The organism is Pantoea sp. PNT03, assembly GCF_014852515.1.
Lineage (GTDB): Bacteria > Pseudomonadota > Gammaproteobacteria > Enterobacterales > Enterobacteriaceae > Pantoea > Pantoea leporis.
Window position 1 is genome coordinate 52,304 of sequence record NZ_JACVBT010000006.1, and the last position, 11,988, is coordinate 64,291.

At 55.9% G+C, this 11,988-nt stretch carries 11 protein-coding genes; 9 read left to right on the top strand and 2 right to left on the bottom strand.

The window, feature by feature from the left end; translation table 11 throughout:
• Positions 1-4: 4 nt before the first annotated feature.
• From gyrB to IB226_RS19980, 8 genes are all read left to right on the top strand, one after another.
• Positions 5-2,410, top strand: coding sequence for a DNA topoisomerase (ATP-hydrolyzing) subunit B (gyrB, locus tag IB226_RS19945; RefSeq protein ID WP_101763895.1), 2,406 nt, complete (start codon positions 5-7; stop codon positions 2,408-2,410).
• Positions 2,411-2,580: 170 nt separating this feature from the next.
• The gene (gene yidA / locus IB226_RS19950; RefSeq protein WP_101763894.1) at positions 2,581-3,390 is read left to right on the top strand and encodes a sugar-phosphatase; all 810 of its coding nucleotides are present in this window, start codon (positions 2,581-2,583) and stop codon (positions 3,388-3,390) included.
• 260 nt (positions 3,391-3,650) lie between these two features.
• On the top strand, positions 3,651-4,349 hold the full coding sequence (locus IB226_RS19955) for a FadR/GntR family transcriptional regulator (RefSeq protein WP_101763893.1): 699 nt from the start codon (positions 3,651-3,653) through the stop codon (positions 4,347-4,349).
• Complete coding sequence (locus tag IB226_RS19960) at positions 4,346-5,224, top strand: 2-dehydro-3-deoxygalactonokinase (RefSeq protein ID WP_192236802.1); 879 nt, start codon at positions 4,346-4,348, stop codon at positions 5,222-5,224. Before IB226_RS19955 ends, IB226_RS19960 begins: the two co-directional genes overlap by 4 nt.
• Entirely contained in the window at positions 5,208-5,825 is a 618-nt protein-coding gene (locus IB226_RS19965; protein WP_061719996.1) for a 2-dehydro-3-deoxy-6-phosphogalactonate aldolase, read from the top strand. Before IB226_RS19960 ends, IB226_RS19965 begins: the two co-directional genes overlap by 17 nt.
• Positions 5,822-6,970, top strand: a complete 1,149-nt coding sequence (gene dgoD, locus IB226_RS19970) for a galactonate dehydratase (protein ID WP_007893527.1) — start codon at positions 5,822-5,824, stop codon at positions 6,968-6,970. The genes IB226_RS19965 and dgoD overlap by 4 nt, the downstream gene beginning before the upstream one ends.
• 306 nt (positions 6,971-7,276) lie before the next feature.
• Complete coding sequence (locus tag IB226_RS19975; RefSeq protein ID WP_101763891.1) at positions 7,277-8,572, top strand: MFS transporter; 1,296 nt, start codon at positions 7,277-7,279, stop codon at positions 8,570-8,572.
• A gap of 145 nt (positions 8,573-8,717) precedes the next feature.
• The gene (locus tag IB226_RS19980) at positions 8,718-9,980 is read left to right on the top strand and encodes a DUF3748 domain-containing protein (protein WP_192236803.1); all 1,263 of its coding nucleotides are present in this window, start codon (positions 8,718-8,720) and stop codon (positions 9,978-9,980) included.
• On the opposite strand, the gene IB226_RS19985 is transcribed toward IB226_RS19980, so the two are convergent.
• Positions 9,958-10,317: a YceK/YidQ family lipoprotein gene (locus tag IB226_RS19985; protein ID WP_304622225.1), complete on the bottom strand. Its 360-nt coding sequence runs from the start codon at positions 10,315-10,317 to the stop codon at positions 9,958-9,960. The genes IB226_RS19980 and IB226_RS19985 overlap by 23 nt on opposite strands.
• A gap of 286 nt (positions 10,318-10,603) precedes the next feature.
• On the opposite strand from IB226_RS19985, the gene ibpA reads away from it, so the two are divergent.
• Positions 10,604-11,017, top strand: a complete 414-nt coding sequence (ibpA, locus tag IB226_RS19990; RefSeq protein ID WP_192236804.1) for a small heat shock chaperone IbpA — start codon at positions 10,604-10,606, stop codon at positions 11,015-11,017.
• A gap of 47 nt (positions 11,018-11,064) precedes the next feature.
• Here the strand turns inward: ibpA and IB226_RS19995 are convergent, their stop codons facing one another.
• On the bottom strand, positions 11,065-11,970 hold the full coding sequence (locus IB226_RS19995) for an EamA family transporter (RefSeq protein WP_192236805.1): 906 nt from the start codon (positions 11,968-11,970) through the stop codon (positions 11,065-11,067).
• Positions 11,971-11,988 lie beyond the last annotated feature (18 nt).

The window sequence follows — 11,988 nt, forward strand, 5'->3', positions numbered from 1 at the left end:
GTTGATGTCGAATTCTTATGACTCCTCAAGTATCAAAGTCCTGAAAGGGCTTGATGCGGTACGCAAACGCCCGGGTATGTACATCGGCGATACGGATGACGGCACCGGTCTGCATCACATGGTATTCGAAGTCGTGGATAACGCAATCGACGAAGCGCTCGCCGGTCACTGTAGTGATATTACCGTTACTATTCATGCAGATAACTCTGTCTCGGTGCAAGATGATGGCCGTGGTATTCCTACCGGCATTCACCCGGAAGAGGGAGTCTCTGCTGCTGAAGTGATCATGACCGTCCTGCACGCAGGCGGTAAATTTGATGATAACTCATATAAAGTTTCCGGTGGTCTACATGGCGTTGGCGTTTCAGTCGTAAACGCCCTGTCACAGAAGCTGGAGCTGACCATTCGCCGTGAAGGCAAAGTGCATCAGCAGGTTTATCAGCACGGCGTGCCGCAGGCACCGCTGGCGGTGTCCGGTGATACCGATGCAACCGGTACTCGCGTGCGTTTCTGGCCGAGCTACGAAACCTTCACCAATGTGATTGAGTTTGAGTACGAAATCCTGGCGAAACGCCTGCGTGAACTGTCGTTCCTGAACTCTGGCGTTTCGATTCGTCTGGAAGACAAACGCGACGGCAAGAACGATCACTTCCACTACGAAGGCGGCATCAAGGCGTTCGTTGAGTATCTCAACAAGAACAAAACCCCGATTCACCCAACGGTGTTCTACTTCTCGACGGAGAAAGATGGCATTGGCGTGGAAGTGGCGCTGCAGTGGAACGATGGTTTCCAGGAAAACATCTACTGCTTCACCAACAACATTCCACAGCGCGACGGCGGTACGCACCTGGCGGGCTTCCGTGCGGCAATGACGCGTACGCTGAATGCCTACATGGATAAAGAAGGCTACAGCAAAAAAGCCAAAGTCAGTGCGACCGGTGACGATGCGCGTGAAGGCCTGATTGCAGTGGTTTCCGTGAAAGTGCCGGATCCGAAATTCTCTTCTCAGACCAAAGATAAGCTGGTCTCTTCTGAAGTGAAATCGGCGGTTGAGCAGCAGATGAACGAACTGCTGGCGGAATACCTGCTGGAAAACCCGTCTGACGCGAAAATCGTGGTTGGCAAAATCATCGATGCAGCGCGTGCGCGTGAAGCTGCCCGCCGTGCTCGTGAGATGACGCGCCGCAAAGGCGCGCTGGATTTGGCCGGTCTGCCGGGCAAACTGGCCGACTGTCAGGAGCGCGATCCGGCGCTGTCTGAAATCTACCTGGTGGAGGGTGACTCTGCAGGCGGATCAGCCAAACAGGGTCGTAACCGTAAGAATCAGGCGATTCTGCCGCTGAAGGGTAAAATCCTGAACGTGGAGAAAGCGCGTTTCGACAAGATGCTCGCTTCGCAGGAAGTAGCCACGCTGATCACCGCGCTGGGCTGTGGTATCGGTCGTGACGAATACAATCCGGACAAACTGCGTTATCACAGCATCATCATCATGACCGATGCGGACGTCGACGGCTCGCACATTCGTACGCTGCTGTTGACCTTCTTCTACCGTCAGATGCCAGAAATCGTCGAACGTGGTCACGTCTATATTGCGCAGCCGCCACTGTACAAAGTGAAGAAAGGCAAGCAAGAACAGTATATTAAAGACGACGAAGCGATGGATCAGTATCAGATTTCCATCGCCCTCGACGGCGCAACGCTGCACACCAACGCCAGCGCACCGGCGTTAGGCGGCCAGCCGCTGGAAACGCTGGTGGCGGATTTCAACGGCACGCAGCGCATGATCAAACGTATGGAGCGCCGTTTCCCTACGGCTCTGCTGCGCGGCCTGATCTACCATCCAACCTTGAGCGACCTCAGCGATGAAGCCGCTGTGAAAGGCTGGATCGACGGTTTAGTGGCGTATCTGACCGAACGTGAAGCACACGGAAGCAGCTATCTGGCCCATGTCCGCGCCAACCATGAGCAGAAGTTTGAACCGGTGCTGCGTGTGCGCACGCACGGCGTTGATACCGATTATCCGCTGGATAGCGAATTCATCGATGGACCGGAATACCGCAAAATCTGTGCGCTGGGCGAGCAGCTGCGCGGCCTGATCGAAGAAGATGCCTATATCGAACGTGGCGAACGTCGTCAGCCGGTCACCAGCTTCGAGCAGGCGATTGAGTGGCTGGTGAAAGAGTCGCGTCGCGGTCTGTCAGTCCAGCGTTATAAAGGTTTGGGTGAGATGAACCCAGAGCAGCTGTGGGAAACCACCATGGATCCCGATAGCCGCCGCATGTTGCGCGTGACCATCAAGGATGCGATTGCTGCCGATCAGCTGTTCACCACCTTGATGGGCGATGCGGTAGAACCGCGCCGCGCCTTCATCGAAGAGAATGCGCTGAAAGCCGCCAACATCGATATCTAATCGACACGGCAACACGTAAAAACCCTTCCCTGGTGGAAGGGTTTTTTGTTTTCCGCCCGGCAAAACGCGCAAAGCCCGCTGCGGTAAAAAATCTGAATGGGGCGCGAAACTGGTCAATGTGAGCTGAATCGCGCTAGCATTGATCAAAACCCTGACTCAATGAGGACGTTATGGCTATAAAACTGGTTGCAATCGATATGGACGGCACGCTGCTCAATCCGCAGCACGAGATCACGCCTGCCGTTAAATCGGCCATTGAACGCGCACATAAAAAAGGTGTGATGGTGGTGCTCACCACCGGCCGTCCGTTTGTCGGTATTCAGCGCTATCTGATGGAGCTGAATCTGGTTGATGAAGGCCAATATTGCATCAGTTATAACGGTGCGCTGGTGCATCGCGCTAATGATGGCGAGTGCGTCGCGGAAATCACCTTGGGTTTCGACGACTATCTGTATATCGAACAGCTGGCGCGCGATCTTGGCGTCCACTTCCAGGCCTTCGATAAATCTTTCCTCTATACGCCGAACAAAGACATCAGTGAGTTCACCATCCACGAAGCGAGCCTGACCGGCATTCCGGTGCGCTATCGTTCTGTGGAAGAGATGGATCGCGCCACGCGTTTCCCTAAGCTGATGATGATCGATAAGCCCGATCTGCTGGATTCTGCCATACAGCGCTTGCCGCAGCGGGCACGCGACAACTACACCATTCTCAAAAGCGCACCTTATTATCTCGAAATCCTCGATGCCCGCGTGAATAAAGGGCAAGGAGTGAAAATGCTGGCTGAGAAGCTCGGCCTGGCGCGTGAAGAGGTGATGGCGATTGGCGATCAGGAAAACGATCTGGCGATGATTGAGTATGCAGGAACCGGCGTAGCAATGGGCAATGCGATTGATTCCGTGAAGAAAATCGCGCAGTTCATTACCAAAACCAACATGGAACACGGCGTAGCGCACGCCATTGAAGAGCTGGTGCTGTAAACCCTCGTTATTCCTCGTCACGCTGTTTTTAGGTCGCCATACATGGCGACACTTCAAATCTCACCAAGCCTTCATAAGGTCGCCATTTATGGCGACCTTATCGCGTTATGACACATGACTTGTCTATTTTGTGATCCGCATTGTAGTACAACTTGTATTAATGGTACTACAATCTACAACGCAGGTCAGGGCGGCCGTTAGGCTTCGCCACGCGAAAGCAGTAATCTGATGCGTACCTGCCTTTCCCTGAATGGAACATCATGACGCAAGAACAACTAAGCAAAACAGAGCGCATCATCCTGACGCTGGGTGAAGAGATTGTGGCCGGCAAGTTTGTGCCGGGCGCGGCGTTACCCGCGGAAGCTGAGCTGTGTGAACGCTTCGGCACCTCGCGCAATATCATCCGCGAAGTGTTTCGCTCGCTGATGGCGAAACGCTTGATGGAGATGAAACGCTATCGCGGCGCGTTCGTCACGCCGCGCAATCACTGGAACTATCTGGATAGCGACGTATTGCAGTGGGCGCTGGCGCACGATCAGGACCCGCGTCTGATTGCCGCCATGAACGAAGTGCGTGTGCTGGTCGAGCCGCAGATTGCACGCTGGTCTGCCGAGCGCGCCACCTCAAGCGATCTGGCTGCGATTGAACTGGCGTACAACGACATGGTGGCCAACCATCTCAATCGTGATGCCTTTAATGAAGCGGATATCCGCTATCACGAAGCGGTGCTGAATTCGGTACACAATCCGGTGCTGCAGCAGCTCAACGTGGCGATCAGCCAGCTGCAAAAAGCGGTGTTCGCGCAAACCTACATGGCGGACGAAGGCAACATGCCGCGTACGCTCGCCGAACATAAAGCGCTGTTTGATGCCATTCGTCATCAGGATGGCGATGCTGCCGAGCAGGCGGCGAAAGCAATGATTGCCAGCTCAACGGCGCGACTCAAGGAGATTATGTGACCAGCTATATCGCGATTGATTGGGGCTCAACTAACCTGCGCGCCTGGCATTATCAAGCCGGCGTTTGCATCGATGAGCGTCGTTCGGAAGCCGGCGTCACGCGCCTGGGCGATCGCACACCAGCCGAGGTGTTTGCCAGCGTCACCGCAGGTTGGCCAGTCAATGACGTGGCGGTGGTGATGGCGGGCATGGTAGGCAGCAATGCCGGCTGGCTGTCGGTGCCCTATCTCTCCTGTCCGGTGGCGCTGGGCGACATCGCTAGCCGCCTGACGCGCGTCGAGGATAAAGCGTGGATCGTGCCGGGATTGAGCGTCGAACGTGCCGACAATTACAACGTGATGCGCGGTGAAGAGACGCAGCTGCTTGGCGCGGTGGAACTGCAACCTGCGCCGCTCTATGTGATGCCAGGCACGCACGCCAAATGGGTGCAGATGGAAGAGGATCGCGTGCTGGATTTCCGCACCGTGATGACCGGCGAACTGCATCATCTGCTGCTCAAACAGTCGCTGGTTGGCGCAGGTTTACCCGAACAGCAAGAGAACGCGGCGGCTTTCCGCGCAGGTGTGCAAGTCGGTAGCAACGATGCCTCGATTCTGTCGCGCCTGTTTGAAGTGCGTGCTTCACACGTACTCGGCGCGCGCGATCGCCGCCATATCAGCGACTTTCTTTCAGGCTTGCTGATTGGTCACGAAGTGGCGCTGATGACGCAACAGGCCGACGCCGCAAGCCAACCGATCACCATTATTGCCGGTAGTGCGCTGGCGCAACGTTATCAGCAGGCGCTGCAGTTTATCGGCATGGATTCAGTCACGCTGGAAGGCGATCGTGCTTTCCAGCACGGAATAAGGAGTATTGCGAATGTCCTGGCAAACTAAAGTCCCGCTGATCGCCATTCTGCGCGGCATCACGCCGGATGAAGCCGAAGCGCACGTTGGCGCGCTGATTGAAGCGGGTTTCGATGCGATTGAAATCCCGCTCAACTCACCGGAGTGGGCGAAAAGCATCGGCGCGATGGTGAAAACCTTCGGCGATAAAGCGCTGATTGGCGCCGGTACGGTGCTGAATCCGGCGCAGGTCGATGAGTTGGCGACGCTGAACAGCAAATTGGTTGTCACACCGAACACCGATGCTGCGGTGATCCGCCAGGCGGTCGCCAAAGGGATGATCGTTGCCGCCGGTTGCGCTACCGCGACAGAAGCGTTCACCGCCTTACAGGCCGGTGCGCAGGCGCTGAAAATTTTCCCATCGTCAGCCTTTGGTCCGGGCTACATCAAAGCGCTGAAAGCGGTGCTGCCGCCAGAGGTGCCGGTGTTTGCCGTGGGCGGTGTGACGCCGGAAAACCTGCATGAATTTATGGCCGCAGGCTGCATTGGCGCGGGCTTAGGCAGCGATCTCTATCGCGCCGGTCAACCGCTGTCACGCACTGTGGAACAAGCTCGCGCATTTATTGCTGCATATAAGGACGCTGTACGATGAAAATTACCAAACTGACCACTTATCGCCTGCCGCCGCGCTGGATGTTCCTGAAAATCGAAACTGACGAAGGCATCGTTGGCTGGGGCGAACCGGTGATTGAAGGCCGCGCGCGCAGCGTGGAAGCGGCGGTGCATGAGCTGTCGGAATACCTGATTGGTCAGGATCCAGCACGCATCAACGACTTATGGCAGGTGATGTATCGCGGCGGCTTCTATCGCGGCGGCCCGATCCTGATGAGCGCCATCGCCGGTATCGATCAGGCGTTGTGGGATATCAAAGGCAAAGCGCTCGGCGTGCCGGTTTATCAACTGCTTGGCGGATTAGTGCGTGACAGCATTAAAGCTTACAGCTGGGTGGGCGGCGATCGTCCGGCCGACGTGATTGACGGCATTAAGAAACTGCGCACCATCGGTTTTGATACCTTCAAACTCAACGGCTGCGAAGAGATGGGCATTATTGATAACGCGCGCAAAGTCGATGACGCGGTGAATACCGTAGCGCAAATTCGTGAAGCCTTCGGTAAAGAGATTGAATTTGGCCTCGATTTCCACGGCCGCGTCAGCGCGCCAATGGCAAAAGTGCTGATCAAAGAGCTGGAGCCGTATCGCCCGCTGTTTATCGAAGAGCCGGTGCTGGCGGAGCAGGCGGAATATTATCCGCGTCTGGCGGCGCAGACTCATATTCCGATCGCCGCTGGCGAACGCATGTTCTCGCGCTTCGAGTTCAAACGCGTGCTGGAAGCGGGTGGACTGGCGATTCTGCAACCGGATCTGTCACACGCGGGCGGTATCACCGAGTGCTACAAAATTGCCGCGATGGCCGAATCTTACGATGTGGCGCTGGCGCCTCACTGTCCGCTCGGCCCAATTGCGCTGGCTGCGTGCCTGCACGTTGACTTCGTGTCACGCAATGCGGTGTTCCAGGAGCAAAGCATGGGGATTCACTATAATCAGGGCGCCGAACTGCTCGATTACGTGATCAATAAAGACGATTTCAAAATGGATGACGGTCATTTCTATCCGTTAAATAAACCGGGCCTCGGCGTGGAAATTAACGAAGAGCTGGTGATCGAGCGCAGTAAAAATGCCCCCGACTGGCGTAATCCACTATGGCGATTCCCGGACGGTTCAGTCGCTGAATGGTAAATACCCGTCATAATTCAAGCTGCAGATGCGTTGGCTGCGCTCATTCTTCCAGTCACTTACTAGTGTAAGCTCCGGGGGATTCATTCGCTTGCCGCCTTTCTGCAACTCGAATTCTTTAGGGTATTAAATTTTATTAAATCTCGATAATTATATGCCGGTGAAATAAGGCATAGGGCTGCGCTCAGCCTGTTTCCCGGCACAGCTTATTTACCGCTGAAGCGGTTTTACCTTTGATATCGCTACCCTATATTTGCCGGGGCGTGCTCTGTCGTGCCCAAACGGCAAAACCGATTACGGAGAAACACCATGGATCTCTCTGCTGTTCACGCCAAACCGACGCGCCGTCGTTATATCACGCTGCTGATGATATTTATTACGGTGGTCATTTGTTATGTCGATCGCGCTAATTTAGCCGTCGCTTCCGCGCATATTCAGGAAGAGTTCGGTATTACTAAAGCGCAAATGGGTTATGTATTTTCGGCCTTTGCCTGGTTATATACGTTATGCCAGATTCCCGGCGGCTGGTTTCTCGATCGCGTGGGTTCACGCTTAACCTATTTTATTGCCATCTTTGGCTGGTCGGTTGCGACGTTATTGCAGGGTTTTGCCACCGGCTTATTATCATTAATTGGTCTGCGTGCGATTACCGGCATATTTGAAGCGCCGGCTTTCCCGACCAATAACCGGCTGGTGACCAGCTGGTTCCCGGAGCAAGAGCGCGCTTCCGCCGTCGGCTTCTACACGTCCGGTCAGTTTGTTGGTCTGGCGTTCCTCACGCCCTTGCTGATCTGGATTCAGGAACTGCTGAGCTGGCATTGGGTCTTCATTATTACCGGCGGCATCGGCATCATCTGGTCGTTCATCTGGATTAAGTTCTATCAGGCACCCAGCCAAAGCAAAGGCATCAATAAAGCCGAGCTGGATTACATCCGTGAAGGTGGCGCGATGGTGGATGGCGATGCGCCGAGCGAAAAGAAAGCCCGCACCAAACTTACCGCCGCCGACTGGAAACTGGTGTTCCACCGCAAGTTGTGCGGCGTCTATCTTGGCCAGTTCGCCGTCACATCCACGCTGTGGTTCTTCCTGACCTGGTTCCCGAACTATCTGACGCAGGAAAAACATATCGCGGCGCTCACCGCGGGCTTCATGACCACCGTACCCTTCCTCGCGGCATTCGTTGGCGTGATTCTCTCGGGTATCGTCGCCGATCGTCTGGTGCGCAGTGGTCGTTCGCTCGGCTTTGCGCGCAAAACGCCGATCATCTGCGGTCTGCTGATCTCCACCTGCATCATGGGCGCGAACTACACCAACGATCCGATATGGATTATGACGCTGATGGCGATCGCCTTCTTCGGCAACGGTTTCGCCTCAATTACCTGGTCGCTGGTCTCCTCGCTGGCACCGGTGCGCCTGATTGGTTTGACCGGCGGCATGTTCAACTTTGTTGGCGGCCTGGGTGGCATCACCGTGCCGCTGGTGGTGGGTTATCTGGCGCAGGATTACGGCTTTGCACCGGCGCTGGTGTATATCTCGGCGGTGGCGCTGATTGGCGCGCTGTCCTACATCCTGCTGGTCGGTGATGTTAAGCGCGTGGGTGAATAAATTCGCGCGATGAATCGCGCCGCTACAAATACGGGCACAATCCGTAGCGGCGCCGTTCATTGCGCAATCAACCGCGGCGAAATTGCTGCTTCTCACTGCAGAATCACGTAATTTATCCGGCAACTGTTAGATGGAAGGTTGCCTCATGTCAGAAAAACAAATCACCTTTGCCGCGCGTCATCATCAACTTACCAACATCAACGTCTGGACCGGCGACAGCCAGTGGCTGGCATTTGATGTGCGACCTTCCGGCGCCTCTTTTACCAGCCTGACTATCGAGCGCGTCAACGTGGCGAGCGGTGCCGTTGAAGTGTTGTATCAGGCTCGCGATGGTGCGCACGTTGGCGTGGTCACCGTCAGTCCGGATCTGCCGCCGCGTTACGTTTGCATTCATGGTCCGGAACATCCGGATGCGCACTGGCGCTACGATTTTCATCATCGACGCGGCGTGATCGTGCAGCATGGCATCGCTGAGAACCTCGATGCCTGCGATATCACCGCGCCTTACACGCCCGGCGCGCTGCGCGGTGGCTCGCATGTCCACGTCTTCAGCCCGGATGGTTCGCGCCTGAGCTTTACCTACAACGATCATGTGATGCATGAAAAGGATGCCGGCGAAGACCTGCGTAACGTCGGCATAGCCGTGCCGCTGCATCCGGTGTGTCCGCCTAAACAGCATCCGCGTGAATATGAGGGCAGCCATTATTGCGTGCTGGTCAGCCAGACGCAGCGCGATCCTCAGCCGGGCAGCGACCAGATTGACCGCGCCTATGAAGAGTGCTGGATCGGGAATCAAGGCTATCAGAAAGCGGATGGCAGCTGGCAGCGCTGGGCTATCGCCTTTATCGGCGATACGCGCGCCGCCAACGGCGACAAAGTGCCGGAAGTGTTTGTGGTGGATTTGCCCGCGGCGTTAGCCGATTACGCCAAAGCGGGCGCTTCGCCCTTACAGGGCACGGCGGATAAATTGCCTGCGCCGCCAGCTGGCGTGCAGCAGCGACGCATCACGCACACCCATGGCCTGGCGCTGCAACCGCGCCACTGGCTGCGCGCCTCCGCGGATGGCAGCGCCATCGCCTTTTTGCTGGCGGACGAACAGGGCGTGATTCAGCTGTGGACGGTTTCACCGAATGGCGGCCAGCCACGCCAGGTGACGCAGCTGGCGAGTAGCATTCAGTCGACCTTTAGCTGGCATCCACAAGGCGGCGCGATATGCTTTATCTGTGATAACAGTGTGATGCGCTGTGAAATGGCGACGGGAGCCTGTACGCGCTTAACGCCACGCAGCGATCATGCGCCATCCGGTGATGCAGTGGTCTGGTCGCCGGATGGCGAAAAGATCGCTTATATGCGGGAAGTGGACGGCTGGCGGCAGCTGTTTTGCGTCAGTGCGGCTGCGCGGGCATAGACGCGGCGGTCGCCAGGCTGGCTTGCGTGCCGGCCATTTTTTCGCTCTGCATCACGCGCTCGTGAATCGAATCCTTACTTTTATCGTCGTCAGAACGGAAGTAATCCCACGGCAGCAGCACGGTGTCCATCACCGCTGAGAACGGGAGATCGATCAGCGCCAGCGGCTTGATCGCCCAGCTGGTGTTATCGTCAGTGATCATCTCTGCGCTGGCGCGCGTGCCGGGATAGTAGCCCTGACTGGCGCCAGTGTGAGACATAACGCTGGAGCAACCTGAAGTAACAAAGGTACTGCAAACCAGCACAGCTGTGAGTGGAAAGCGTTTCATCATATTCATCATCATCATCCCTTCAGTCATGGCATGGCCCTGGCTGGAGTGTGTCACCTGACGTTAAGCAAAGCTCTGTGGCTGCGTCTTGGATCTCAGGCGATTGGTCCCCTGAGTGTATGTCATATCGTCAGATTTGCTGTAAAAAAATACGCATCAGCCCTTGAAAGCGACCAGGCTGCACCCACTTTTAAGGAACGGTCTTGTTGCTGTTGCCGGAAGGGACAGCAACGGATTGCACAACCTGTCCATGGTGGAAGGTTGCCTAAACTTGCTGAATATCAGGAGTCTTATTATGCGTAACTTTGATCTCACCCCACTTTATCGCTCTGCCATTGGTTTCGATCGCCTGTTTAACCTGCTTGAGTCCAACCAAAACCAGGCCAATGGTGGCTACCCTCCGTATAACGTTGAGCTGGTGGATGAGAATTTCTACCGTATAACCATTGCCGTGGCGGGCTTTGCCCAGAGCGAGTTAGATATCACCTCGCATGACAACGTGCTGGTGGTGCGCGGCGCACATCCTGAAGAGCAGCCGGAGCGTAAATACCTGTATCAGGGTATCGCCGAGCGCAACTTCGAGCGCAAATTCCAGCTGGCCGATCACATCATGGTGCGCGATGCGCGTCTGGAAAATGGTCTGCTGAGCATCGATCTGATTCGCATTGTCCCGGAAGAGGCGAAACCGCGTCGTATCGAAATTCTGTAATCAGGATGTGAGTTAAAAAAAACGCCGCTGAAAAGCGGCGTTTTTGTTTAGGTGCGTACCAATAATCGCTGACTGACCATGCCGCCAAACACATTCACCAGCAGGCCGAGGATGATCACTGAAACGCCGATCATCTGCTGAATCGACAAGGTTTCACCGAGAATCAGCGCCGCACTGAGAATCCCCACCACCGGCACCAGCAGCGACAGCGGTGCCACGCGCCAGGTTTCATAGCGGCTCAGCAAATTACCCCATATCGCGTAGCCGACAATGGTGGCGATAAAGGCGAGATAGATCAGCGCCAACACCGTTTGCAGTGAAATGTGCAGCAGGCTGGTGACAATCGCCGCTTCGCCATCGAACAGCCATGAGCAGGCAAAGAACGGCACGATCGGTACCAGCGCACTCCACACCACCAGCGACATCACCGGCACTTTGCGGTTACGCAAAATGATTTTGTTGGTGATATTGCCGAGGCCCCACGACAGCGCCGCAGCCAGCGTCAGCATCATGGTAGTGAGCGTAATGCCCGCTGTGGTTTGGCCTGCCATGCCTGCGGTTGCCAGCATAAACATGCCGAGTGTCGCCACCAAAATACCGACGATATGATTCCAGCGTAACTTCTCCGCCAGGAACAGCGCCCCCAACAGTAGCGTGAAGAAGGCCTGCGCCTGTAACACCAGCGACGCCAATCCTGCCGGCATGCCCAGCTTGATCGCGAGGAACAGAAAGGCGAACTGGCCGAAGCTGATGGTCATGCCGTAGACGATCAGCCAGCGCAGCGGAATCGCCGGACGCTTCACAAACAAGATTGCCGGAAACGCCACCAGGCTAAACCGCAATCCCGCCAGTAAAAAAGGCGGCATATCCTGCAGGCCCAGCTTAATCACCACAAAATTCACGCCCCACGCCACCACAACCAGCAGGGCTAACAACATATCTTTCACTGACATACACAGTCCTTACTGCCG